Source organism: Rheinheimera baltica DSM 14885 (assembly GCF_000425345.1).
GTDB classification, from domain to species: Bacteria; Pseudomonadota; Gammaproteobacteria; order Enterobacterales; family Alteromonadaceae; genus Alishewanella; species Alishewanella baltica.
The window spans coordinates 1-24,893 of record NZ_AUDG01000056.1; the positions used below are offsets into that span (position 1 = coordinate 1).

The window sequence follows — 24,893 nt, forward strand, 5'->3', positions numbered from 1 at the left end:
TGCCTTAACTCGGCGAATAGCTGCATCAGAATGCCTTTTTTAGACCACAAGTTAAAACGCCGGTAGATGGCGCTCCAATCTCCAAAAGTTTCTGGCACATCGCGCCATGGGCAACCGACCCGCATCCGGTACAAAATGCCTTCGAAAGTATTTCTGTGTTCCGGTTTGTCATAAATGCGGCCTGTTTTAAGCATCAATCTGATTAGCTTTGACCAGCACTCGTCTGTTAACATTGTCCTTGGCATGATGGGTTGTCATGGTTAGTTTTTGGCGAAAGTAATTGTACCAGCCCATCATGCTGTCTAATAATCCATCTCGAAAGATCAACAAGCCCTAGTAAAAAAACGATTGACTGAAGGTTTAGGACCGATGGTATTTGAAGGAGTGTCTAATTTAAGAATACCGTTACTTACAGTAACATCCATATTGGGAGGGCAAATATACACATTATTTGGTTTCGGCTTAAGGCCAGACGTTGCAGATTGGATTGTGACTTTTGTCTCTCTGGCTAATAACTCCACCATCATGCTAGGATGATCAGGCGACATATGTTGAGCAATTATATAGGTTAGGCCGGCATCAATGGGTAAGTTAGCAACAAATGTTCGTAAAGCTTCTAATCCACCCGCGGATGCTCCTATGCCAACAAAGTGTAATTCTTTTTGTGGTATTTTTGTTTTCAAGGTTACATTCACCCACTTTACTGCTTAGACCATCTCACCGAAAAACCCATATAAATTAACAAATAATCCCGTTTTACTCTAAGGTGATTTAATAAATCAGTAATTTCTAAATTGCTTGATATAAAAACCTAATTTATCGCAAAACCATTGAAACAAACATTAGTCAATTTACTACTGTGCAGCAATTGATCGATTTACTGCCTAATGATTATGCACACTATATGTGTAGTGGTCTAATAAAACTGGACTGTAAAACAGCAGAATTGGTGGATTATTAATGGCCCTCTGGTTGACTTATTCACTATTAACCTTAGGCAGAGAAGTTGATGTGTCTTTCGCGAGCACTGTAAAGTGTTAACAGATATTTGGATGGGTGAATGCAGCAATCCAACAGAGCTTAACAAGGCAAACTGAAAGTTGTTGGCCGCAGTGAGTCATACATCGCATCCGCTCTTACCCTAGCGCAACCTTGCCAACTGTTGTTTTAATTGATCGTTTTCATTTTTCAGCTGGTCAATTTCATCGAGTAAATTTAATACCAAATACAGGTCGGCCCATTCGATATCCAAATCACGATATAGACGGGCGGCTTTTTTCACTTTTGTCACGCAGGTAACATGAAATAGCCATTGCTGTGGCTGCGCACCGGCGATGGGAATGGCAATATCATGGCGAACGAACTCAAGCAGGGTGTCGTTATTAATATTGGCTGTTGCACAAAGCTCTGCAAAACTTAGCCGGGCATTGGTCGATGGCATGTCTAAAAACGTTGTCATGGTTAGCTGCTCCATTCGCGGCGAGGATCAAAGCTGACACTTTCTGCCAACTGCTGCCACAGTGCTGTACTGCTGTCGTTAAGCGTCGGTGGCATCACAATTTTTAAAATCACAATCAAATCGCCAGTCGATTTCTTCCCTACCAGGCCTTTTCCTTTTAGCCGCAAGCGCTGGCCCGCCTGGCTATTTGCCGGAATAGCCAACTGAATTTTGCCGCTAAGCGTCGGTAGCGTAATTTTGCTGCCAAGTGCAGCTTCCCACGGCGCCAGTGGTAACGTCAGTACCAGGTTGTCAGTTTCAACATCAAACAGTGGGTGAGGTAGTAACCGGATGGTTAAATACACATCGCCAGCTGGCATATTGCCCGCGGCAGGCGCACCCTGCCCTTTTAGCCGAATGCGCTCGCCATCACGAATACCCGCCGGTATTTTCACTTTCAGTGATTTTTTTACCTGCTGCGGATAACCCTGTTGGTCGTTAATTGAAATAACAAATTCAATTTGCTTGAGGGTGTCTGTTAAGGTCTCTTCCAGTATAATCGGCCAGTCGAGTTCGATATCAGCGCCTTTCCGCTGGTTGCTGTCATCATAGCCGGGCTGTTGACGATGTTGTTGGCGATGTCGCGAGCCCGTATCACCAAAAATTGCATTAAAGAAATCAGCGAAATCCTGATTAGATGCCGTATTACTCTCGTCGTAAAAGCCGCCATTTCCCTTGCTCGCTTGCCGGTCAAAACCACTTCGGCGCGCGGCACATAATGCATCATATTCGGCGCGCTTTTCTGCGCTGTGCAGCACCTCATAGGCTTCTGCAACACGTTTAAATTTTTCTGCAGTATCCGGCAGCTTACTCACATCGGGGTGATACTTGCGGCCGAGTTTGCGATAGGCCGTTTTAATGGTTTTGTCGTCTGCTGTTGTATCAACGCCAAGCACGCTGTAGTAATCAATAAATTCCATTGCGTGATCCTATACAAAACTTTCCCACGCTCACCCTAACAACGCAGCATCACGATTGTCTGTACGCTAGCGAACAAAGGCAGGAAAGTGGAAAAAGGGCCGGTGCTAACAATTACCATTAATTACACAACCAACGGAAAAATAACGAGTTAGTTAAAAATGCATTTAATTGTCTCCGACCCCTTTTTCTCTTTTTCTCTTTATTCTGAAGGAGTACTCTGAAAGCGCTGTCCTTATTCTTGTCTCGAACTACTTTCGCTCACAGCTTTTACAATAAAAGTATCTACTTCATTATTTATGGGCGAAAAAAACTATTCCAGATGAGTAGCTAGTCGCGTTTCGCTTTATCCATTGTATTGCAATGTCTAAAGGCTCTGGTTTGTTGGTATCATGTCCCAGTGATGGGAATAACACATATTCAAACGGCTTACCTTGGGCTTTTAATCCATTAAGCTGTTCCATACACATTTTGACAGGAACCTGTATATCCTGTTCTCCAAAAAGCCAAAGCCCCGGTATCGATAAAGTATTCAATGAGTCTTTCGGATCTGTTGCCTCAAATTGATATCTATCAGGAGCACTTATTATATGTGCACGCGCATCTTCATCTGTGTGATTGTCCCAAAAGTCTTCTCTACCATTGGTATAGAACTGAAATCTGAGTTGTTCCAAAGTGGTGATAGTGGGACTGCTAAATAGCACCATAAACTCAATGGCTGGATTGTTAAGTGCCGCAATCGGAATAATCCAGCCTGCTTGACTCGCGCCAACAAGACCAATGGGTAATTCCTTGTTATATTGGCTAATGATATTGACTGCTGCACTGGCGTCTTTCGCCAACAACGTTAAGTTATCAACACTAATATTATTAGTTCCCAAACTAGGCCCAATGTAAATACCGCCGGACTTACCAACCCCGCGTTTGTCATAGGTCAACACTAATAAATCATTCTTCGACAATGATTCGGCTAATTTTGTCATACGTGGAACAGGATCTGAGCCGTGCACTAAAACGACTGCAGCTTTAGCATGTTTAGGAATATAAAGACTACCTGCTAATTGAACACCTTCGCTCTCAAACACGACATCTTCAACGACAGTTAGGCCCCTTGTATTTTGATTCGTTTCGTGGAGACTCTGTCTGTGCCCCTCATTGTTTGTTGTACAACCTGAAACAAAAAAGACTAACAGAAATACACAGGCGAAGTTTCTCATTTTTTTTCCTTAGTGATGTTAAATTCCCCCCTGACACAGCAAGGTTAATGCCAAAACAATCCTTCTAATTTCAGCAGGTTGAAGCTTCAGCCTGTAGGGGTTAACTTCCAATATTTTCTTTAAAGGCTCAAATAAATAAGTCTAAAGATTTTTTAAGCTTTTCTGGTTAAAGACAAAATCAAGCACTTTATATTTCTTCATGCTTTTTTAACTGACATTTATATGCAACATGCTGAGTATGTAATGGCTTACAACAAAAAAGGTATGTATATGAAGTTCAAAATGTCACAAATTGCTGCGATTACATTAGCCTTTTCAGGTTTAGTAAACGCTAATAGCTACGATAGCATCAGCCCTAAAATTGAAGAGTTAAAGCCTCAACAATTGAGTAGCGTTGTTGTTATGCACAATAACAAAGTTGTTCACGAAAGCTATTACAACGGCGTTACAGCGAATGACCTACACGATATCCGCTCAGCAAGCAAAACCTTGACCGGCTTGATGTTTGGTAAAGCATTAGAAGATGGGTATTTTAAATCTGACCAAGATAAAGTTTTGCCGGTTTTCAATCGTTCTATGGTCCTAAATCCAAGTAAAGAAAAGTCAGATATGACATTCTTCGACTTACTTACAATGACGAACCCACTTGAGTGTAATGATCAGAATGATTTATCTGCAGGACACGAAGAGAGGATGTACATAACGAAGGATTGGGTTAACTTCTTTATAAACTTACCCGCAAGAGCAAATCCACCATGGGAAACACCTATGGCGAAAAAGCCTTATGGTAGAGATTTTGCCTACTGTACTGCTGGTATTTCGATCACTGCAGCAGCAATTGAAGTGGCTTCAAAACAGAAGTTTTCTGAATACACCGAAAAGGCAATTTTTACCCCCCTGGATATCAAAGAAAGCCAGTGGCTATATAATGAAATGGGGATAACTCAGGGTGGTGGAGGCTTGAGAATCAAGCCAAAAGACTTGATCAAAATTGGGCAGCTAGTTTTAAATAAAGGAATATGGAACGGTAAACAAATTTTGCCAAAAAAATGGATCGAAAAAAGTTTACAGTCATATTCAGTATCGATGCCTGAAATGAATGCTACCTATGGGATTACCTGGTGGCGCTTTCCATTTGATGTTAATGGCAAAAAAGTTGATGCTTTTGCCGCAGCCGGCAATGGAGGCAACTATATGTTTGTCGTCCCAGAATTAAATGCAACGGCTGTAATTACGGCGACTGCTTATAACACACGTTACATGCATCAACAAACGCATGCAATTTTCTCTACAGCTATTCTGCCTGCTCTGATTCAGTAAGATCGGGCAAAGTTATAGAACTAATTTTGGCGCGCTCTGTTGTAACAGAGTGCGCCATTTTTCTTAGTAACGTATCCAGGCCAGGTTCTTTGAGAATAAACGCAAATACTGGTAGTGAGTGCAAGTACTCAACATCTAAATAACCGCTTGATACCGCCAAGCCAATAGATTTTCTCGCTGCACTGATATCTCCATCAGCGACTTCAACAATACTCTTCGCGACGTACCAGTTGGGCCATACAGGCGAAGAGCTCTCTGTCGATGGCCTATTTACCTGCTCATCAGTATACCCCTTACGACTTAGCCAATACTGTAATGATTTGACATACAAACTATCTGGCTCAAGTTCGTTTGCTTTTCTAAGTGCTTTTTGCGCAGCAAGCCAATCACCATCTTTCATAGAAAGCGTAGCCAATTCAACAAAGCTATTAGCTGTTTCAGCGTGAAACTGTTCAAGTCTGGCAATTGCGTTGTAGGCATTAGGCTTATCGCCTAACGCATAAGCTACTCTTGAATAATGAACAGCGACAAATGCATCATTGGGAGCGTACTTATAAGCGATCTCAACCCATTTCTTTGATTGTTCTAACAGCCCGGTTAGGTACAGTATTTCTGAAATTTGTAAAATTGTGTAACCGTTTTTGTAGTCAAAGGCTGTTAAATTAAGTTGTAGCGCTTCATACAAGCGCCCCTTTCTGACATATAAATAAGCCAAAGATGCAGCGACTTGAGTAATCAACTTACCATTGCTATTCAGTGCTTGCTCATAATGAAAAATAGCTTCATCAATGTTACCTCTAGCATCAAAGTAATAGGCCTTTAGTCTAGATAATTTCCACGGTGCTATATCTGTTCCTGACAGAAACTCAATTTCTTCTGCTGCAAAATCAAGAAACAACTCATTTCCATTAAATTTCACTACTCGCTCTATATTTGCTACTGCAAGCCCTAAGCGAGCATCAACACTGTTTGGATTTTCTCTTAAAAATTCATTGAATAAGTCGATTGCGATAGAATTACTAGCGCTATTGTTCTGGTTTGCGAGCCCATATGCTTTTTCGATCATCGGTGGTAATTCGGACTTCTGAAAGTTGTCCTCACCGTCCACCTTAATACCCTCACGGTGATCTAAGATTATCCCTATTATTAGAAGTAGTGGCAGCAAAGTGGCTATCAAAACGGTAAGCAATCCAGCCCGTTTAATTGAATAAATAGCTCCAATAGAAGTCGATTTTTTATTTTCATCAAGGTCTAAATTTATCGATGCGACCCAACGGTAGCCTTCTCCCCTTACATTCTCTATTAGATTCTCATCAATAAGCCCTAAAGCCTTTCTAAGAAGAGATATGCGTTGGGCAACTGTTTCGTCACTAACATAAGTTGTCTTCCACACCTTATTAGCCAAATCTGAATGACTCACTGTTTGTTGATCTGCAAGAAGAAGCACTTCTAAAAGACGGTACGTCAATCCTTTTATGGGAAGCCTGTCATCGCCGTAAAAAACGTGTCTTGAATCTAAATTTATCGTTAAGCCAGCGGTTTTGTACACTCGGTTACTGGGGGTTGTATTGTTGTCTAAATTGTCCATCAAATGTCACTTCTGTTTAGCAGAGCACCGTCACTAGCTTGTCGAAAACGATATCACTAAAAGAGTAAACTCGTTACAAATTTCAAACATCTTTAGAAAATTTCAACCTGCATTTACCTTCGCCCGCACACTTTATTTGCAACTCAAATTGACATGCACGGAGAAACAACCAAATCGCTTTCCTTAGAAACAACTCTAACAATTGAGCAAGGTCAAAAGAAATTAAATTACGTCTATCGGTCAACTCCCAAAACACCAGAGTGGCCACCATATAATGGGGCGACACTATTTGGTATTCGGACGATTAAAATAGGAAACGAAAAAAATATGAACTTTCAGGCTATTACTATACTGACCGAAAAACAGTAGGAAAGATTCAACTCACTCAGGTGAGTAAAGATGCTAATAATGACGTTTTATTTTACTTAAGGAGCAAATCAAGAATTGAATCTTATTAAGAGTGCTAAATGAATTTTTATTTGGTTCTAAAAATATTAAAATGATGCATTTAAAATACAAACAAGGAATTTGGTGCCTAGGGTCGGACTCGAACCGACACGGAGTTTCCCCCGGCGGATTTTGAATCCGCTGCGTCTACCGATTTCGCCACCCAGGCACTGAGGGATATTTTTTGCAGTAAACGCCTGCATTATACGATGCGTATCTGCCAGCGCAAGCGAATTTATGTTTTGATGGTGCGGTTGCGCAAAAATACAGCAGCTTCGAAAAAGCCTTGCCCCATGCTACACTTGCGCCGTTTTTATTAGCGGATATCACTATGTTTGCCAATGCACCCCGCGCGGGTTTAATTCGCCGTTTAGCGGCAATAATGTACGACTGGTTAATACTGGCTGCGCTTTGGATGGCAGCAATGGCGTTGGCGCTGTTGGTGGTTGCGCTGTTAAACAGTACTGGCATCATTTCTTTAGCTAATTATACCGACCATGCCGATTTTATTACTCAGCATAAATTATGGTTTCAGCTGTATTCTGTGCTGTGTTTTTTTTGGTTCTATTTGTATTTTTGGTGCAAAGGCGGCCAAACCCTGGGCATGCGGGCCTGGCGTTTATTGTTGGTGCAACAAAATGGTGAAGCAATTAGCTTAAAACAAGCCGTGTTACGAGCGTTTAGCGCGTTGCTGGGGCTGGGCAATATCTGGTTATGGCTGCGCTGGGGTAAAGGGCTGGCCTTGCAAGACCAGCTTACGGCTACTCAGGTTATTATTCTTACCAAAGAACAAAGCAAACTACTTAATTTGCACAAAGCAGCCCGCTAGGGCTGTATGGTGCCGTGCTAGGCTTTTTTCTGCATAAAATAAGCTGATAAGGCGATAAAAATAGCGCTTGGCAGCAAAGCACCAACAATAGGCGGTAGCTGATACACCAGTGCTACCGGGCCAAATACTTCGTTACTCATGTAAAACGCAAAACCGGTTAAAATACCCATCAGCACCCTTGCCGCCATGGTAACACTGCGCAATGGGCCAAAAATAAATGACAAGGCCATAAGTAGCATGGCAACAATAGTCAGTGGCTGCAGCGCCTTGCGCCAAAACGCCAGCTCGTAGCGGCTGGAGTCTTGCGAGTTTTGTTGCAGGTAATCCACGTAGCCGTTAAGACCGGTTAGCGATAACATTTCTGGCTTAATGGTCACCACACCCAACTTATCAGGCGTTAACGATGAACGCCAACGTTGCTCTGGCAGGCTTTGCTTTAAAATACGGTCAGCACCAAACTGCAGCTGTTCGACCTGTTGCAGTTGCCAGGCATCACCGCTGTATATCGCCTTATCGGCGCTCACAATAGACAACAGCTGTAACTGCTCATCAAATTGATACACCACGACTTGCTCTAAATTGCCCATGTCGTCAACTTTGCGAATGTTGACAAAGTTGTCGCCATCTTTGGCCCATATACCTTGCTGTACGGCAAACAAGCTACCGTCTGAAATAGCTTTGGTGCGTAGCTCGCGTGCCGCACGGTCACTAACCGGTGCGCCCCACTCACCTACCGCCATCACCAACAGCATCATTAACACGGCGGTTTTCATTACCGAACTGATAATATTAAGACGTGATAAGCCCGCGGCTTGCATCACCACCAGCTCGCTGCTACTGGCCAGCATACCCAGGCCAATTAAGCCGCCGATTAATGCCGCCATCGGGAAAAATGTCACCAAATCGCCAGGCACGCTGTATAAGGTAAATAGCGCGGCATGCACCATGTCATAATAGCCACGCCCCACTGAACGCATTTGGTCGATAAACTTAAACATGGCAGAAATGGCTAACAGCACACTTAGTGTAAGCATTGACGTATTAAAAATACTGCGGCCAATATAAACATCTAATATTTTCAACATGTTAACTTCTTCCCGCCAGCCAGGCATGAAACCGCTGCGCGCTGCTGCGGCTTCGCATAATTAACACCCCGCCGACCATCAGCGCTAACGCGTGTAGCCACCACATGCCCATCGCCGGTGGGATTTTGCCATCTTCCAGTGCCGAGCGGGCAATAATAAGCAAAGAGTAATAGCCTAAGTACAGTAATAGCGCCGGTAGCAAGCGACCAAATTTACCCTGGCGTGGATTAACCCGGCTAAGTGGCACGGCAATAAGGGTGAGCAAGGGTATAGACAGCGGTATGGCGATACGCCAGTGCCATTCGGCTATGGCTTCGTTGCTGTCCATGGTAAGTAGCTCTGTGGTAGCAACAGAACCCAACTTACGCCGGCGCTGTTCTACTTCTTGCTCACGAATTTGAATTTGATAGCGCTCAAACTCGGTAACTTCAAATGCCGGTGAACCTACTTCACCCGCGTAACGTCGGCCTTGCTCAAGTTGTAAGGTTTGGCCGCCATTGGCATCTTCTTTTACATTACCGCTGTTGGCATAAACAATAGAATGCCCTAAGCGGTCGTCACTGTTATTTTGCGCCACAAACACCCGCATTAGCTCGCCGCTTTGGCTGCCTCGCCCAACGTCATGCACAAAAATTACCGCTTTTTCGTTTGACGTGTGTTGAAACCGGCCTGGCACTACAGATAACAACCCGGCATTAGCATCTGCTTTTTCCAAAATGCGGTATTCTTGTTCTGTTGCCCACGGGCTCAAATACAGCGTAACGCTGCCGGCCAGTATGGCCATAAGCAATGACAACAGCAGCGTTATACGCACGATGTACCATTCACTCACGCCAGTGGCATGTAATACCGTCATTTCACTGTCGGCATATACCCGGCCGTACGCCACCAATACGCCAACAAAGGCACTGAGTGGCAATATAATAACGGCCAACTGCGGTAGCTTTAATGCCACTATGCTCATAACCAGTTGCCCGGGAATTTCGCCCTCTGACGCATCGGCCAAAATTCTGACAAAGCGCTGGCTGATGATAATGGTCATTAAAATGATAAATACCGCCAGTTGAGACTTAAACACCTCACCGAGCAGGTAACGAAAAATGATCAAAACGCCCCCTAAAAACCTGCCTTTTTGCTGGAACCCTAGCGATTTTTCAGTAAACTTGATATTTATAGCAATTATTATCGACCAAACAGCAGAGAAAACCGAGCTTTTTTATAAATTCACGGTAGAATTTGGCCATTAAAGTACTGAGTTATGTTAGCACAGTCTATTAGAATCAGGAGTTAGTATGGAGTTCAGCGTAAAAAGCGGAAGTCCGGAAAAACAACGCAGTGCGTGCATTGTGGTTGGCGTATATGAACCGCGCCGTCTTTCCGCCGTAGCAGAACAACTGGATAAAATCAGTGACGGCTATATCAGCAACCTGTTACGCCGTGGCGATCTGGAAGGCAAGCCCGGCCAGATGTTGCTATTGCACCATGTGCCTAACGTATTAAGTGAGCGCGTATTATTGGTTGGCTGCGGCAAAGAGCGCGAACTAGACGAGCGCCAGTATCGCCAGATTATTGCCAAAACTATTAGTACACTGAATGAAACCGGTTCGATGGAAGCGGTATGCTTTTTGTCTGAACTGCACGTTAAAGGCCGCGACACCTACTGGAAAGTGCGTCATGCCGTGGAAACCACGCAAGACTGCCTGTATGTGTTTGACCGGTTAAAAAGCAAAAAAGATGAAACCCGTCGTCCGCTGCGCAAAATTGTATTTAATGTACCTACCCGCCGTGATTTAACCATTGGTGAAAAAGCCGTAGAACACGGTTTAGCCATTGCTGCAGGTATTAAGCAATGTAAAGACGTTGGCAATATGCCACCGAACATTTGTACGCCACAGTATCTGGCTGACCAAGCCCAATTGTTGGCAGAAAGCTCGGCGAAAATTAGCGTTGATGTATTAGGCGCAGAAGAACTGGCCGCGCACGGCATGAATTCGTACCTTGCAGTAGGCCGTGGCTCTGTTAATGGCCCGCGTATGTCGGTAATTAAATACAATGGTGCCGAGAACGACAGCGCACCGGTGGTGCTGGTAGGTAAAGGCCTGACTTTCGACTCTGGCGGCATTAGCTTAAAGCCGGGCGATGGCATGGACGAAATGAAATACGACATGTGCGGCGCCGCATCGGTGCTTGGTACTATGCATGCCGTGCTTAATTTAAACCTGCCGATTAATATTGTTGCCGTATTAGCCGCAGCCGAAAACATGCCTGATGCTAACGCATACCGCCCTGGTGATATCCTGACGACAATGTCGGGCCAGACCGTAGAAGTACTCAATACCGACGCGGAAGGCCGCTTAGTATTATGCGATGCATTAACCTATGTTGAGCGCTTTGACCCAGAACTGGTTATTGACGTTGCCACCTTAACCGGTGCCTGCGTTATTGCCTTGGGTAAACATGCGTCTGGCTTACTAAGCAACCATAACCCACTGGCACATGAAATACTTAATGCGTCTGAGCAAAGTGGTGATCGCGCCTGGCGTTTACCCTTGTGGGATGATTATCAAGACCAGCTGGAAAGCCCGTTTGCTGACTTTAGTAATTTAGGTGGCCGTGCTGCCGGTACTATTACCGCGGCGTGTTTCTTATCGCGCTTTACCCGCAAATATAACTGGGCGCATTTGGATATTGCCGGTACCGCCTGGCGCAGTGGGGGTAAAGATAAAGGCAGCACTGGCCGGCCGGTGTCGTTGCTAACCCAGTTTTTAATTAACCGGGTTGGCCAGCAACAGGATAACTGATGCAGGTTAGCTTTTATCTGTTAAGCGACACGCCAGCAGACTTACAAGCCACACAAAATGAGCTGAGCACCACGCCAGCTCATTTTACTTTAGCTTGTCAGCTATGTGCCGACTTGTTCCGCGCCAAACAGCGGGTTTTCGTTTATACTGCCAGCCAACAACAGGCCGAAGTCTTTGACGAGCTGCTTTGGCAGTTCGATGCTGAACGTTTTGTTCCACATAACCTCAGTGGCGAAGGCCCTAAATATGGTGCACCGGTAGAAATAGGCTGGCAAGCACCAAGGCAAAACCGGAGCGTGCTAATAAACTTAGCCGACACTATTCCGGCCTTTGCCAACCGATTTTCACACATCATCGAATTTGTTCCCACCGCCGAGTCATTAAAAGTGCAGGCCAGGGAGCGTTTTAAGCAATATCGTCAGTTAGGTGTTAGTCCGCAAACCATTAACGCCAATTGATTACAGGTACTATCATGGAAAAGACGTTTAACCCCAGTGAAATAGAACAGGCCATGTACAACGCATGGGAAGCCAAAGGTTATTTTCAGCCAAGTGGTGATGAAAGCCATGGCAACTATTGCATTATGATCCCGCCGCCAAACGTCACGGGCAGCCTGCACATGGGCCATGCCTTTCAGCAAACAATTATGGACGCACTAACCCGCTACCAGCGCATGCAAGGCAAAAACACCTTGTGGCAGGTGGGTACCGACCATGCCGGTATTGCGACTCAAATGGTGGTAGAGCGTAAACTGGCCGCTGAAGGTTTACCTGGCCGGCATCAACTGGGGCGTGATGCCTTTATCGAAAAAGTGTGGGACTGGAAAGCCGAGTCTGGCGGCACTATTACCTCGCAAATGCGCCGTTTAGGTAACTCGGTAGATTGGCAGCGCGAACGCTTTACCATGGACGACGGCTTGTCTCACGCGGTACAAGAAGTGTTTGTGCGTTTATACGAAGACGACTTAATTTATCGCGGTAAACGCCTGGTAAACTGGGATCCTAAACTGCACACCGCCATTTCTGACTTAGAAGTAGAAAACAAAGATCAGAAAGGCCATATGTGGCATTTACGCTACCCACTGGCCGACGGTGAAACAACTGCCGAAGGTAAAAACTACCTGGTTGTTGCCACCACGCGCCCGGAAACCATGCTGGGTGACACCGGTGTGGCAGTAAACGCTGAGGATGAGCGCTACCAGGCACTGATTGGCAAAACTATATTGCTGCCGTTGGTTAATCGCCGTATTCCAATCGTGGCTGATGAACATGCCGACATGGAAAAAGGTACCGGCTGTGTAAAAATAACCCCTGCGCATGATTTTAATGACTACGAAGTAGGCAAGCGTAACCAGTTGCCAATGATTAACATTATGACGCCTGATGCGACCATTCGCACAGAGGGCGAATGTTTTCAGCCAAACGGCGAAATAAACCCGGGTCTTAGTGCCGCTATTCCGGAAGAATATCAGGGGTTAGACCGCTACGCTGCGCGCAAAGCCATTGTTGCCGCCTTTGACGCCTTAGGCTTATTGGAAAAGGTTGAAGATCACAATAACACCCTGCCTTATGGCGATCGCAGTGGCGTAGTCATCGAGCCTTTACTCACCGATCAATGGTATGTGCGAGTAGCACCGCTGGCAAAAACCGCCACTGAAGCGGTAGAAAACGGCCAAATTGAATTTGTACCTAAGCAATACGAAAACATGTACTACAGCTGGATGCGTGACATTCAGGACTGGTGTATTTCGCGTCAATTATGGTGGGGCCACCGTATTCCGGCCTGGTACGACCAAAACGGTAAAGTCTATGTTGGCCGTACCGAAGCTGAAGTGCGTAGCAAGCATCAGTTAGACGATAGCGTGGTGTTGGCACAAGACAACGACGTGCTGGATACCTGGTTTAGCTCTGCGTTGTGGACCTTCTCAACACTGGGCTGGCCGGAAGACACCGACGCTCTGCGCACCTTCCACCCAACTAATGTGTTGGTAACCGGTTTTGACATTATTTTCTTCTGGGTTGCCCGGATGATCATGATGACCATGCACTTTATTAAAGATAAAGATGGCAAACCGCAGGTGCCGTTTAAAACCGTGTATGTTACCGGGCTTATTCGCGATGAAAATGGCGATAAAATGTCGAAATCCAAGGGCAACGTGGTTGACCCACTGGATATGATCGACGGCATCAGTCTGGAAGACTTACTTGCCAAACGTACCAGTAATATGATGCAGCCGCACTTAGCTGAAAAAATTGCCAAAGCGACTGAAAAGCAATTCCCCCAAGGCATTACCGCCAGCGGTACCGATGCGCTGCGCTTTACCCTTGCGGCACTGGCGTCAACCGGCCGTGATATTAACTGGGACATGAAACGCTTAGAAGGCTACCGTAACTTCTGTAACAAGCTGTGGAATGCCAGCCGTTATGTGCTGATGAACACAGAACAGCAGGATTGCGGCTTTAACGGCGGCGAGATGCAACTGTCACTGGCTGACAAATGGATTTTGGCTCAGTATCAAGGCACCGTGACGCAGGTAAGGCAGTATATAGACAGCTACCGCTTTGACTTAGCGGCAACGGCTTTATACGAATTTACCTGGAACCAGTTCTGCGATTGGTATCTGGAACTCACAAAGCCGATATTATTTAAAGGTAATGACGTACAGCAACGTGGTACCCGCCACACGCTGGTTACGGTGTTAGAAAGCCTGCTGCGTTTAATGCACCCTATTATGCCGTTTATTACCGAAACCATCTGGCAGTCGGTTAAACCCTTAGCCGGTATTGATGCCGACAGCATTATGTTACAGCCTTACCCAGAGTGTAACGATGCCCTGATTGATGCCACAGCAACAGCGGATTTAGAGTGGTTAAAAGCAGTAATCACCGCTATTCGAAATGTCCGCGGTGAAATGAACATTGCCCCCAGTAAGCCACTCAGCATCTTACTGCGCAATGTAAACAGCGAAGAGCAGCGCCGTTTAAGCGAGAACGAAAACTTCTTAATGAACCTGGCTAAGTTAGAGCAAATAACCATTCTTGCCGCCGGCGAACAAGCACCAGCCAGCGCAGCGCAGCTGATTGGCAGTATGGATTTGTTAATACCGATGGCCGGTTTAATAGATAAAGACGCTGAGCTTAGCCGCATAGCCAAGCAGTTGGAAAAAACCCAGCAAGAACTGGCCCGTGTCGCAGGTAAGTTAAGCAATGCAGGCTTTGTTGCCAAAGCACCGGAAGCGGTACTGGAAAAAGAGCGCGCTAAACAAGCCGAGCTGGAACAGGCCGTGGTTAAGCTACAAGCACAGCAAGCCGAAATTGCTGCACTTTAAACCAAGCGAGTTTTTGTAGTGCAAAGGCGGCCTGATGGCCGCCTTTTTTAATAACACCAGTGACCGACGCTATACCTTTGGCACTAGCCAATCAGGTGCTATCTGCTGCAAGAATGGCCGGGTGATACGTGCTGCCTGCCCGGCAAAATCGCAGTAGTTTTCTTTTACTGTATTAGTGTTCATCGCAACCACCAGTTGCAGTTCCGGATAAAGTACCAGCCAGCTTTGAGCCCCATCAGACACACCGCCATGATGAACATAGCTAATGTTTCGGCTCAGTGGATTCTGCTTATCACAAAAAAGGGCGTCCTGAGAAAAATGTCGCCAGCCCAAGGCATAAAATTGCTCGTTAACTTCGCCGCTGCTAAGTTGTTGCGGTGTCCAGAATTCTTGCTGTATTGCTGCAGGAATAAAATCCGGATTAAACCAGGCTGAGCCTAATTTGGCTAAATCTGCAGAGCTGGCAATTAAACCACCACCGGCCCATTTTTGGCTTAAATTTACCGGCCAATGTTTTTTCGCATAGCCATCATGAGTAATATAAAAACTTACCCTATTTGCCAAGGCATCTACGGTATCATTATCTGCCGACAACGAGTTCAGTTGCAGTGGCTCACTAACTTCTTGTTGCAGATACTGCAAAAAGGGTTGTTGCATAGCACTTTGCAGTACTGCACTGGCCAGATTTACATCAAAAGAGCTGTAATGAAAATCTGTACCCGGACTAAACAACAGCTCACTGTCATCAAACAGTGCCAGAGCATCTATCACATCCGGAAAATCACGCTGCTTTAGTAGGGTTCTAATAGCCCCAATTCTGTCGGTATTTTCGGCATAACCTGGTAACCCTGCGGTATGAGACATCAATTGCCGTAAAGTAAAGTTTTGCCATGCCGGATTAGGCAACTGCGGCATATACTGGCTAATTGGACTATCAAGGTCGATTTCGCCGGCGGCGACGGCTCTGGCTAACGCGGTTGCTGTAACCGCTTTTGACGTACTGCCGATACGAAACTGGCTGTGTACGGTAGCCGCGGTTTGGTTGGCTAAATCGGCATAGCCTGCAGCCCCTACCCAAACTAATTGCCCGCGCCACGCAACTGCTGCCGTTACTGCTGGTAACTGCTGCTGTTGCTGTGCCAACACCAGTTCAGCCATAGCCTTTTCAGCAGCGTTACCAAAGTCTTGCTGGTATACCTCACTTTGCTGTGGCACTTTGTCAGGTAAGGCTAGCCAGCCTGAAAACCAGTAACCCGCAAGCACTAATGCGGCAACAAATATAATACCAAGCAGGCTTATCAGTATTTTTTTCATCAATTTTGCTCCTAAATTATGTTTGATCCTAGGTTCAAGGCAAAGCTTCGCCTGCAGGCTTAGACGGCCCGTGTTATCAATTAATATCTTGGAAAGGTTGCTAGAGTTATCGTCGAATCATCAGAGAAGAGCTCCCTGCTGAAGTAAGTAGCCTCTAACCTCTTCGGTAGCAGCCCGATTAAGCGCCGATCTGAGCTCCCGGCCATCCATCAGCGTGGCCTCGACTTTAAGATTAACGATGGCACCTACAGCCACCAGGTATTGCACCATCTGCAGGTCGCCAAGATAGCTGGCGTTAATCAACGGCGTTTCATCTGCCAGCACCACAGCATTAACATCAGCACCAGCCTGGACTAACTGTTGCGCCAACTTAAGGTTGCGCCGCTGCACCGCAATAATCAGCGCATTGCCATCACCTCTGCTACTGACATTAACATCGGCTCCGGCGCGCAGTAAAATCTCTACCAATTCGGTGTTTTCATTACGTACCGCCACCATCAGCGGGGTTCCTGTGCCGGGCATGGGGTGATTCAGTTGATAACCTTTTGCAATCAACTGCTGCACTTTGGCTACGTCATGCCGCTTAATACTTTCGAGTAATTCATCTAATTGCCCCAGCTGGCTTAGCTTAACCTGGCCGAACTGCTTTGGTAGTTGGGCAACCTGCCATTGCTGCGCCAAACCAAAAGTTATTAGCAGTGTCATAGATATCGCGGTAATCATCACGACAGCCAAAGGGGTTACGTGCTTGCTAGTGCCTTGCAATACATTGTTAATACGCTGGGCTAGCAGCGGCTGTTGCTGCCATGACATGGCCAGTACTGCCGTGGCAGAGCTAGCCATTTTCTTATTGCAATCGAGTAATGTCTGAGCATACCGGTGGGGCTGCCTTAACCCGGCAACCACAGCAGCATCACAGCTTAGCTCCCGATAGCGATTTAACTGTCGGCATACTAGCCGCCAGCATGGGCTCCAACAGCATAGCGTCCCGGCCAGTTGCTGCAGATAAAACGTCAGCAAATCCCGCCGCCGCCAGTGCATCTGTTCGTGCACAATTACATGTTGCAACTGCTCTGCAGACAGGCTACCAAGCCAACTGGCCGGTAACACAATACGTGGGTGGCGTAAGCCCAGCAACATAGCGCTAGCAATCCCCGTGTGCTGATATAACGCAGGCGAAGTAGCTTCATAACCCGGTAAAAACAACGGCTCGGCCTGGCGCCATAAAGTGCGGCTAAGCCGGTAACTCTGATAAAAACGATAACCCTGCAGCAAACAACCTAAAGGTAATAGTAACAAAAGCCATACTGGCGGTGATAATAAGTACAGCAATTGCGGGGTTAACGCCCAGCGCTGGGTTATTTCTGTGGTTCTTTCTACTGGGTGCACTTCGCCAGACAGCAATTGTGTTGTTTGTGCGGACTCTGGCTGCATTGTTGCAAGATCTGTATCGAACAGGCGTGGTTCTGTTTTGTTATCCGAGGTTGGCATTAATATCAGTAAAGGCAATATAAACAGCATAACCGTTAACGCTGTCCACAGGCGCAGCATAAATTGTGGTGCGCTCTGCCATTTACTTTGGCTAAGCCAGTATAGCCAGGGTATAGTAACGGCCGCTAACCCCAGATGAATCAACAGGTAAAACAATAACCAGCTGAATTCAACCATGCTCAGGATTCCTGTTGGCTCTTGTCGGAAGCTAAAAGCGCTTTTGCATCAATTTGTGCCTGAAGATCTTGCTGCAATGCTTCAGGTAATGCTTGTTGTTCTAATAAGTGCTGCGCCAGTAACTCTGGGGAACCAGCAAAAAAACGCTGTAACAATGTGCTTAACGCCTGACTACGAGCTTCTTGTTGTACTGTTATCGCCTGATATACAAAAGCTTTGCCTTGTTTTTCGCACTGCACATGGCCTTTGTCGAGCAAAATACGGCATAAGGTTTGTACCGTAGTATAAGCCACAGCAGACTGCTTGTTGAGCTCAGCAGCAATAGCTTTAACAGAGCACGGCCCATGCTGCCATAACACCTGCATAATTTTTTGCTCTGCACCGGTTAATTCTATTGATTTTGCTCTAGCCATTACCATCACCTACTAAACAATTAGTTTTAAGTTAGCTGTTCTTTATCAAACTTACAACTAATTATTTAGTTTTTAACGATTCATTCAGCGCCAGCGTTTAAGTTTTGCCAATAAATTACCTATCGGTTTACTCACTTGTCAGGCACTACCTACTACAGAGTGGCAAAAGATGTCAGTTGTAGAAAAAATAATTTTTGCTATGATTGCGCGGTATTTCGGCAGCTGGCTGTTAATACACTTGCACTGCGTATTTATGCAGTACAGTTTAGTGTTTAGTGCGTTTGTTTTACGTGCAGCACGGCTGGCAAGGCACCTCGCCGTTGAGTTGGGTTATCTGCTGCAACGGTTCACTTAACTTTTATCCGGCCTGCCGGAAGCGTGATGAGAATAAAAAATGATGTCAGCAGATACCCTGGTTGAGAGTCTCGCCGAACCTGTTGCAGCGGCGGCCGAAGCGGCCGCAACTATAACACCAAGCGCATTAAGTTTAATTCCTCCTATTACTGTTCTGGCCATCGCTATTTGGTTAAAACGGCCTATTCTGGCATTAGTTATGGGTGCCATTGTTGGCCTGTTTTTATTGTCGCCTGTCGGTGCGTTGGATAACTTCGCAGAAACGTCATTGCGCGTAATGCAAGATGAAACCATAGGCTGGTTAATTCTGGTGTGTGGTGGTTTTGGCTCACTTATCGCGTTACTGGTGCATACCGGTGGCGCTTTTGCCTTTGGCCGCGCAGCACAAAATGTAGCTAAAGGCCGTAAGTCATCCCTGATGATGACCTGCTTTTTGGGCATCGTGATCTTTGTTGATGACTATTTAAATGCGCTAACCGTGGGTGAAACCATGAAACGCATTACCGACAAATACAAAGTGTCGCGCGAAATGCTGGCCTATGTAGTCGACTCGACCGCCGCCCCCATTTGCGTGCTGATCCCCATCTCTACCTGGGCAGTGTTTTTTGGTGGCCTGTTGGTGGCAAATGACGTTGCCCCCGCTGGAGATACCAGCGGCATTGCAACCTATATTTCTGCCATTCCTTATATGCTGTACGCCTGGCTGGCGATGATTATGGTTATTCTGGTGATCTTAGGCATAGTGCCAATATTTGGCCCGATGAAAAAAGCCGAACTGGCTGCGCAGCAAGCGACATTAGCTGCCGTTGATGCACCAAACTCAGCAACCACGGCGCAAGATACTCACTCCGCCGATGATTTTGCCGTACAGTCGTTTGAGCAAGAGTTTGAGCAATCTGATAAAAGCGGCGGCAAACTGCATAACTTCCTGTTGCCGATGATTATGTTGGTTGGCTTTACCATTTGGTTTGAAATCGATGTCTGGAAAGGCCTGTTGATGACCTTTGCTATCACCCTGCCGCTGTATTTACTACAGCGGCTGATGAGCATCTCTGAAATGATGGATCAGATGATCCATGGTTTTAAAACCATGCTACCGGCCATTTGTACGGTTATTGCCGCCTTTGTATTTAAAGACGTATGTGACCAGCTAGGCTTACCGCAATATATTATTGATAACCTGGCGCCTTATATGAGTGCGCAGTTATTGCCCGCACTGGTTTTCTTGTCAATGGCGATACTGGCTTTTGCAACGGGTTCTTCCTGGGGTATTTTTGCGGTGTCTATTCCTATTGTAATGCCATTGGCGTTTGCGGTAGAAGCCGATATTCCGCTGGTTATTGGTGCCCTGTTGTCGGCAAGCTCGTTTGGTAGCCAGGCTTGTTTCTACAGTGACTCTACGGTACTGGCAGCGCAGGGTTCGGGCTGTAACCTTATGAGCCATGCGTTAACCCAGTTCCCTTATGCCTTTGCGGCTGCGGTGCTGGCGTTTTTTGGTTTCCTGGCGCTGGCTTAGCATGCCATTTGCCTATGCCATAATCGGCGTGTCATTAGCATTATGCTAAACGTTTAAGTGCCATTGGCTTGCCCTAAACTAACCGTTGAAGCCCCGGACGTGCGAAAACGAGCCCCCATGGATGGGCTCACGGCGTGTTAGTGAGGGCAAACCGATGACCACTGACACCTTAACAGACAGGCATCATCGTTACCGCGCCTCCTTTTTTAATCATCTTTCAATCGCTTGTCACTTTTTTGTCCCTGACAAATAGCCAATAGGCTGTTACCTTATATACCAATAATCTACAGCCTGTTTACCGGAGGCCCTATGCTGACCATGCTGGCTAAAATACTTAAAGTGTTAAACTCTCAGGTATCTCCCTGGCAAATTGGCTGGGCGATAGCGCTGGGGTTGTTTGTCGGCATATTGCCGTTTGGTTTGCTAACGTTGCTGTTGGTATTATTGGTATGTCTGCTAACGGTGAACCTGTCTACTTTTATTGTCACATGGGGCCTTACTGAAGGCTTAATGCTGTTGTTCGCTGAACCTTTGGAGCAACTCACCTGGCAATACGCCCAAAACGACACCTTACTGCGCTTTTTAGCGAACAATGAAACAGCACAATTGCTGCATTTGCACCACACCCTAACGCTGGGTGCTTTTATTCTGGGCGTGGTGTTAGCATTCCCTATCGCCTGGTGCAGTAAAATGTTGGTGCTGCAGTATCGCAGCCGCATTATGAGCAATGTGGAAAAATGGAAAGTGACGCAGATGCTCAAAGCCAGCAAGCTGTTTTCGCTGTACGAAAAACTGAATTAAGGAGCACCGAATGATCCGTAAATCCGGTTGGTTAGTGTTTATCGTATTCTTTGCTGCATTACTGGCATTGGTTTATTTATTGGCAGGTCCGGCTATTCGCGTGGGCATGGTTTATAGCCTGGAAAAAGCCGTTGGTGCTGAAGTAAACATTAACAAAGTATCGCTTGAACTGGCGCCGCTGGCGCTGCGCATTAACGACTTACAAATTACTGACGCCGCCAAACCCAGTCACAACAGCATTAGCTTTGGCCATGCCCGGGCAGCGTTAGAGGTATGGCCTGCCCTGTTAGGCTACTACGTTATTGACGAGCTAACGGTAGACGGTTTGCAATATGGTGCACAGCGCAGCAGCATCGGAGATGTTTATCGCGAACCATCACAAGATGGCGAAAAAGTTGATATTGCGGCATTACTGCAGGTCGATTTACCCGATGCAGATGAATTGATTGCCCGCGCCAACCTGCAAACACCAGCAAAAGCTGAAGCGCTAAAGCAACTGGCACTGGTAGAACAGCAAAAACTGAAAACACTGCAAGACAAGCTGCCAACCAAAGACGTTATTGCTCAGTATCAGGCTGATATTAAAGCATTAACTGACAGCAAAATAACTGATGCCGCAGACCTGGCTAAAAAAGTAGAGCAGCTAAGCCAATTAAAAGACAAATTAAAAACCGAGCAAGCCACCCTGGTAGAAGCTAAGCAGTTATTAACACATAGCCAAAGCGCACTAGCCAATGCCGTGACAGAACTTAAAGATGCCAGTAAAGCAGATTATGCCAAGGTGCAGCAGCTGGCTAATTTAAGTGATGGCGGCCTGGCAGGTATTAGTCAAATTCTACTGGGGGATTTGTGGGCACAGCGTATTACTCAGCTACAAAGCCTTTACGTGCTTGCAAAACCTTATCTTCCTGAGCAAGGTGCTGCCTCAGATACCGCAGATGCCGCGCCTGAGGCGGTATTGCCCAACCGGGTCCTGCCGTTACCTAACCCACCTTATCCGAATTTTTGGGTTAGACGAGCCAACGTTAATTGGTTAATTGGTGGTGGTGAAGCCACCATTACACTGCAGGATATCACCGCACAACATGCTTTAATTGACCGGGCGACCCAGTTTACGGTCGACGTTAAGCAGCTGCCTCAGCTGTCAGCTCTTAATATTAATGGTGATTTTGCCATTATGGATAAAATGATAACCAACCTAAACTGGACACTAGAGGGGTTAACCCTGCAAGCAACCCAGTTTGGCAAGGACGATACTGCGCTAGATTTAGCTGCGGGAATGATTACCTCCAATGGCAAGCTAAAACTAACCGATAACCAAATTAACCAGCAGGCCAGTGTTGTGCTTAATGGTGGCAACTTTAGCAGTAGCGGTAATAAGTATCTGCAACAGTTAGCCAGCTTGCTCAACAAGCAACAACAGATCCCACTGAACATTGCCACCACCGGTTTAATTAGCCAACCGGATGTTAGTATCCGTTCGTCGTTGGATAAAGTGCTCGGTGATGCCTTGTTGGGCGAAGCCAAGCAAAAAATAGCGGCCTATCAAAGCGAGCTGCAAGCAAAGTTAAACACCCAGTTACAAAGCGGTTTAGCTGGCCAGCAAGACTGGGCGGCACTGCTTACACAGCAAGATGGTGAGGTAGCGGATATCAGCGACAACATTGAAAATATGCTTAATGCCAAATTGGCTGATGTAAAAGATCAGGCTAAAGACAAGTTAAAAGACAAACTGTTTAATAAGCTTGGCGGCGGTGAATAAACGTCTGCAAGCTTTAATAACATGGTATTGATGCGCTAGTAAGGTTTAACCTGCAACGTCGAAGTCTAACGAACGACGCTTTGCAAAGCGGCCCTATATCAAAACAAAAAAGCCGCTTTACAGCGGCTTTTACTTGGTTAAAGACGATTATTCTTCGTCGTCTTCGTCATAATCTACATCGTCTTCGTCACCTTCAAAGTAGGTGCCCCAGCCGTCGTACTCTACCTTGTGTTTGTGCGCTGAGTCAGCGGGGTCAGACAAAATTGAAATCTTATTTTATACAGAGGTTAAATTTTGATCTGACCCTAAAAATTCTCCAGCTGGTCGCCCTGCTTGTATACATAGTTACTGGTACCTTCCGGCGTTTGCGTGCTAAGCAAGCGGCCATTTTGGTACACATAATTAATGCTCTCACCAGAGGGCAGCTCTATAAATATTCCAAATATTTATGCGTTAGCCACCGCCTCGATGGTCAAGTCTTGTTTTGACGCTAATGCTAGAACAACCACAAAAGGCAAAAAGCAAGACCCGACCCCATGTGTGCACAAAAGGCAAAAAGCAAGACCCGACCCCATGTGTGCAATTATTCGGCTTAACCGTTTTCAGCTACTCCAGCGTTTTTAGCCTGAGCACTTTCAGCCCTTGCCAGCAGCTCCAGCGCCATTGGATAAGGTTGTATCGAAATTGCCTTGTTCAACGCAGCAATGGCGTCTTCGTATCTTTTGTTGCGCAGCAAAAAGCTGCCGTAATTACCATGCGCATGAGCAGAGTCTGGATTTAACTGGATTAACTTTTTATATGAGCGTTCTTCTGCTTCAACATCACCTTGTTTTCGAGCTAAATACCTACGCTCTTCTTCTAAACCTTTTTGCTGATAAATTGTTTCGGCATATTTTTCAGCCTGAGCTAGCGCTTCCTGCACACGAGGAATATTGTTGAGTTTGCGCGCCAAAACAGACTGCAAGTACCAGGTGTAATATGTTTCAGACGCAACGTTATGCATCTGGCGTAACACCTCGACAAAGGCATCCTTCTGCCCCTGTATTAAAAGTACTTTGGCCAGTTGCGCCAAACAAAGCACGTTTTCCGGGGAGTATTCCACCGCGTTCTTCGCATGCTGCAACGCGTTATTTAACCCCGCAGTATTGTAGGACTTGGCTTTGAAAGCATCGCCACTGTAATAAGCCTGCTTCAGCATTAATTCGGACAATGCCACTTCTATCATCGCATTACGCTGATCTAACCGCTGTGCCGCATCAATTTCTTGTTTGGCCACCGCTCGCTCCGGTAAGGAAAAAGGATTATTCATAATCCGCTCTCTTGCCTGCAACGCCAAAGCCGTTGCTTGCCCGGCATTATCAAGCTCAGATTGAGATACATCAGCTACAGTTTCTGTACCATCCAGCTCAGGAGGTATATCAGAAAACACCACATTGCCGTTGCTGTCGGTCCATTGATACACTTTCGCTTGCGCAACAACGGTAAACATAATCAGTGCCAGTGCACTTGTTGTCAGTATTAATGGTTTATTCATATCAGTCCGGCTTACTTTGTTTAGCATTTAAAATGGTGTATCCACCTGCAATGGCTAAAACCACCCCAAAAACAACAGATAGCAGCTGCCCCATGTTATAAGCTTCATTACCTGCTGCAGGCGTTAGTATCCAATTTATTATTATTGCCGAACCCCAAACTACACCAATAACACCTAGAATTTTGTTAAGCATTTTTACCCTCAAAAATGATTATTACTATAAAAATCTTAGTTTGTCAACGGCAATCCAATTTTGACCCACTTACCGCTTAAAACGGTAATCTAAATTTGACCCACCCCTGGCTTCTTTTCAACTTAACGTACTTTCTGCTGCCGGTATGACACCCGCTGTTCTTTTGCCTTTTAACCTATAACTATTTCCGCTGATTTGTACGATATGCGCATGATGTAACAGCCTGTCCAGCAATGCCGCAGTTAAGGTTTGATCATCAGCGAATGCCGTTGACCATTGCGAGAATGGCAGGTTACTGGTCACAATA

Annotated in this window: 22 protein-coding genes and 1 tRNA gene; 8 read left to right on the forward strand and 15 right to left on the reverse strand. The window is 46.0% G+C overall.

The features are described from left to right. The 5 genes from H595_RS0115815 to H595_RS0115835 all read right to left on the reverse strand — a co-directional run. Positions 1 to 245: transposase (locus tag H595_RS0115815; RefSeq protein WP_156885929.1), on the reverse strand; the 245-nt coding region annotated here is incomplete at its 3' end. 78 nt (positions 246 to 323) lie between these two features. Further along, complete coding sequence (locus H595_RS0115820; RefSeq protein ID WP_169338562.1) at positions 324 to 683, reverse strand: chemotaxis protein CheB; 360 nt, start codon at positions 681 to 683, stop codon at positions 324 to 326. Positions 684 to 1,141: 458 nt separating this feature from the next. Next, positions 1,142 to 1,459, reverse strand: a complete 318-nt coding sequence (locus tag H595_RS0115825; protein ID WP_051219946.1) for a chaperone modulator CbpM — start codon at positions 1,457 to 1,459, stop codon at positions 1,142 to 1,144. A 2-nt stretch (positions 1,460 to 1,461) separates the two neighbouring features. Next, positions 1,462 to 2,418 (reverse strand): DnaJ C-terminal domain-containing protein, encoded by a 957-nt coding sequence (locus H595_RS0115830; protein ID WP_027672087.1) that lies wholly within the window; start codon positions 2,416 to 2,418, stop codon positions 1,462 to 1,464. Positions 2,419 to 2,709: 291 nt separating this feature from the next. Then, positions 2,710 to 3,633, reverse strand: coding sequence for an alpha/beta hydrolase family protein (locus H595_RS0115835; protein WP_027672088.1), 924 nt, complete (start codon positions 3,631 to 3,633; stop codon positions 2,710 to 2,712). A gap of 222 nt (positions 3,634 to 3,855) precedes the next feature. Between H595_RS0115835 and H595_RS0115840 the strand changes: the two genes are divergently transcribed. Further along, complete coding sequence (locus H595_RS0115840) at positions 3,856 to 4,953, forward strand: serine hydrolase domain-containing protein (RefSeq protein WP_051219947.1); 1,098 nt, start codon at positions 3,856 to 3,858, stop codon at positions 4,951 to 4,953. On the opposite strand, the gene H595_RS23555 is transcribed toward H595_RS0115840, so the two are convergent. Both H595_RS23555 and H595_RS0115855 read right to left on the reverse strand, forming a co-directional pair. Continuing rightward, complete coding sequence (locus H595_RS23555) at positions 4,928 to 6,541, reverse strand: winged helix-turn-helix domain-containing protein (protein ID WP_051219948.1); 1,614 nt, start codon at positions 6,539 to 6,541, stop codon at positions 4,928 to 4,930. The genes H595_RS0115840 and H595_RS23555 overlap by 26 nt on opposite strands. 529 nt (positions 6,542 to 7,070) lie before the next feature. After that, positions 7,071 to 7,157 (reverse strand) — tRNA-Leu (locus H595_RS0115855). Positions 7,158 to 7,319: 162 nt separating this feature from the next. Here H595_RS0115855 and H595_RS0115860 point away from each other — a divergent pair. Beyond that, positions 7,320 to 7,817, forward strand: coding sequence for an RDD family protein (locus H595_RS0115860; RefSeq protein ID WP_027672091.1), 498 nt, complete (start codon positions 7,320 to 7,322; stop codon positions 7,815 to 7,817). A gap of 17 nt (positions 7,818 to 7,834) precedes the next feature. Here H595_RS0115860 and lptG read toward each other — a convergent pair whose 3' ends face one another. Together lptG and lptF are read right to left on the reverse strand one after the other, a co-directional pair. After that, the gene (lptG, locus tag H595_RS0115865; protein ID WP_027672092.1) at positions 7,835 to 8,902 is read right to left on the reverse strand and encodes an LPS export ABC transporter permease LptG; all 1,068 of its coding nucleotides are present in this window, start codon (positions 8,900 to 8,902) and stop codon (positions 7,835 to 7,837) included. A gap of 1 nt (position 8,903) precedes the next feature. Then, complete coding sequence (gene lptF / locus H595_RS0115870; protein WP_027672093.1) at positions 8,904 to 10,010, reverse strand: LPS export ABC transporter permease LptF; 1,107 nt, start codon at positions 10,008 to 10,010, stop codon at positions 8,904 to 8,906. Positions 10,011 to 10,194: 184 nt separating this feature from the next. On the opposite strand from lptF, the gene pepA reads away from it, so the two are divergent. Genes pepA through H595_RS0115890 form a run of 3 tightly spaced genes read left to right on the forward strand, consistent with a single transcriptional unit; the run spans position 10,195 to position 15,031 of the window. Further along, complete coding sequence (gene pepA, locus H595_RS0115880; protein WP_027672094.1) at positions 10,195 to 11,703, forward strand: leucyl aminopeptidase; 1,509 nt, start codon at positions 10,195 to 10,197, stop codon at positions 11,701 to 11,703. After that, positions 11,703 to 12,161 (forward strand): DNA polymerase III subunit chi, encoded by a 459-nt coding sequence (locus tag H595_RS0115885; protein ID WP_037055057.1) that lies wholly within the window; start codon positions 11,703 to 11,705, stop codon positions 12,159 to 12,161. The genes pepA and H595_RS0115885 overlap by 1 nt, the downstream gene beginning before the upstream one ends. 14 nt (positions 12,162 to 12,175) lie before the next feature. Further along, entirely contained in the window at positions 12,176 to 15,031 is a 2,856-nt protein-coding gene (locus tag H595_RS0115890) for a valine--tRNA ligase (protein ID WP_027672096.1), read from the forward strand. 69 nt (positions 15,032 to 15,100) lie between these two features. Here the strand turns inward: H595_RS0115890 and H595_RS0115895 are convergent, their stop codons facing one another. From H595_RS0115895 to H595_RS0115905, 3 genes are all read right to left on the reverse strand, one after another. Next, positions 15,101 to 16,345: a serine hydrolase domain-containing protein gene (locus H595_RS0115895; protein ID WP_027672097.1), complete on the reverse strand. Its 1,245-nt coding sequence runs from the start codon at positions 16,343 to 16,345 to the stop codon at positions 15,101 to 15,103. 120 nt (positions 16,346 to 16,465) lie between these two features. Then, positions 16,466 to 18,013, reverse strand: a complete 1,548-nt coding sequence (locus tag H595_RS0115900) for a M56 family metallopeptidase (RefSeq protein ID WP_027672098.1) — start codon at positions 18,011 to 18,013, stop codon at positions 16,466 to 16,468. Between the two features lie 2 nt (positions 18,014 to 18,015). Continuing rightward, complete coding sequence (locus tag H595_RS0115905) at positions 18,016 to 18,426, reverse strand: BlaI/MecI/CopY family transcriptional regulator (protein WP_027672099.1); 411 nt, start codon at positions 18,424 to 18,426, stop codon at positions 18,016 to 18,018. 394 nt (positions 18,427 to 18,820) lie between these two features. Here H595_RS0115905 and H595_RS0115915 point away from each other — a divergent pair, with 394 nt between their 5' ends. From H595_RS0115915 to H595_RS0115925, 3 genes are all read left to right on the forward strand, one after another. Then, the gene (locus H595_RS0115915; protein WP_156886002.1) at positions 18,821 to 20,296 is read left to right on the forward strand and encodes a Na+/H+ antiporter NhaC family protein; all 1,476 of its coding nucleotides are present in this window, start codon (positions 18,821 to 18,823) and stop codon (positions 20,294 to 20,296) included. A 309-nt stretch (positions 20,297 to 20,605) separates the two neighbouring features. Continuing rightward, positions 20,606 to 21,097 carry a TIGR03546 family protein gene (locus tag H595_RS0115920; protein ID WP_051219949.1) on the forward strand — a complete coding sequence of 164 codons (492 nt, stop codon included), beginning with the start codon at positions 20,606 to 20,608 and terminating at the stop codon, positions 21,095 to 21,097. 10 nt (positions 21,098 to 21,107) lie between these two features. Continuing rightward, positions 21,108 to 22,859, forward strand: coding sequence for a TIGR03545 family protein (locus tag H595_RS0115925; protein WP_051219950.1), 1,752 nt, complete (start codon positions 21,108 to 21,110; stop codon positions 22,857 to 22,859). A 592-nt stretch (positions 22,860 to 23,451) separates the two neighbouring features. On the opposite strand, the gene H595_RS0115935 is transcribed toward H595_RS0115925, so the two are convergent. From H595_RS0115935 to H595_RS0115945, 3 genes are all read right to left on the reverse strand, one after another. Further along, complete coding sequence (locus tag H595_RS0115935) at positions 23,452 to 24,393, reverse strand: DUF4124 domain-containing protein (protein ID WP_027672104.1); 942 nt, start codon at positions 24,391 to 24,393, stop codon at positions 23,452 to 23,454. A 1-nt stretch (position 24,394) separates the two neighbouring features. Further along, positions 24,395 to 24,586: a hypothetical protein gene (locus H595_RS0115940; RefSeq protein WP_027672105.1), complete on the reverse strand. Its 192-nt coding sequence runs from the start codon at positions 24,584 to 24,586 to the stop codon at positions 24,395 to 24,397. Positions 24,587 to 24,703: 117 nt separating this feature from the next. Continuing rightward, a partial coding sequence (locus H595_RS0115945) for an ATP-binding protein (RefSeq protein ID WP_169338563.1) occupies positions 24,704 to 24,893 on the reverse strand: 190 nt, incomplete at its 5' end.

Excerpts from the sequence above, each read along its gene's own strand:
- H595_RS0115935 (WP_027672104.1), bottom strand. The coding sequence starts at position 24,393 with ATGAATAAACCATTAATACTGACAACAAGTGCACTGGCACTGATTATG.
- H595_RS0115915 (WP_156886002.1), top strand. The coding sequence starts at position 18,821 with ATGATGTCAGCAGATACCCTGGTTGAGAGTCTCGCCGAACCTGTTGCA.
- H595_RS0115830 (WP_027672087.1), bottom strand. The coding sequence starts at position 2,418 with ATGGAATTTATTGATTACTACAGCGTGCTTGGCGTTGATACAACAGCA.
- H595_RS0115885 (WP_037055057.1), top strand. The coding sequence starts at position 11,703 with ATGCAGGTTAGCTTTTATCTGTTAAGCGACACGCCAGCAGACTTACAA.
- H595_RS0115835 (WP_027672088.1), bottom strand. The coding sequence starts at position 3,633 with ATGAGAAACTTCGCCTGTGTATTTCTGTTAGTCTTTTTTGTTTCAGGT.
- H595_RS23555 (WP_051219948.1), bottom strand. The coding sequence starts at position 6,541 with ATGGACAATTTAGACAACAATACAACCCCCAGTAACCGAGTGTACAAA.
- pepA (WP_027672094.1), top strand. The coding sequence starts at position 10,195 with ATGGAGTTCAGCGTAAAAAGCGGAAGTCCGGAAAAACAACGCAGTGCG.
- lptG (WP_027672092.1), bottom strand. The coding sequence starts at position 8,902 with ATGTTGAAAATATTAGATGTTTATATTGGCCGCAGTATTTTTAATACG.
- H595_RS0115920 (WP_051219949.1), top strand. The coding sequence starts at position 20,606 with ATGCTGACCATGCTGGCTAAAATACTTAAAGTGTTAAACTCTCAGGTA.
- H595_RS0115895 (WP_027672097.1), bottom strand. The coding sequence starts at position 16,345 with ATGAAAAAAATACTGATAAGCCTGCTTGGTATTATATTTGTTGCCGCA.
- H595_RS0115840 (WP_051219947.1), top strand. The coding sequence starts at position 3,856 with ATGCAACATGCTGAGTATGTAATGGCTTACAACAAAAAAGGTATGTAT.
- H595_RS0115860 (WP_027672091.1), top strand. The coding sequence starts at position 7,320 with ATGTTTGCCAATGCACCCCGCGCGGGTTTAATTCGCCGTTTAGCGGCA.
- H595_RS0115890 (WP_027672096.1), top strand. The coding sequence starts at position 12,176 with ATGGAAAAGACGTTTAACCCCAGTGAAATAGAACAGGCCATGTACAAC.
- H595_RS0115905 (WP_027672099.1), bottom strand. The coding sequence starts at position 18,426 with ATGGCTAGAGCAAAATCAATAGAATTAACCGGTGCAGAGCAAAAAATT.
- H595_RS0115940 (WP_027672105.1), bottom strand. The coding sequence starts at position 24,586 with ATGCTTAACAAAATTCTAGGTGTTATTGGTGTAGTTTGGGGTTCGGCA.
- H595_RS0115925 (WP_051219950.1), top strand. The coding sequence starts at position 21,108 with ATGATCCGTAAATCCGGTTGGTTAGTGTTTATCGTATTCTTTGCTGCA.
- H595_RS0115900 (WP_027672098.1), bottom strand. The coding sequence starts at position 18,013 with ATGGTTGAATTCAGCTGGTTATTGTTTTACCTGTTGATTCATCTGGGG.
- H595_RS0115825 (WP_051219946.1), bottom strand. The coding sequence starts at position 1,459 with ATGACAACGTTTTTAGACATGCCATCGACCAATGCCCGGCTAAGTTTT.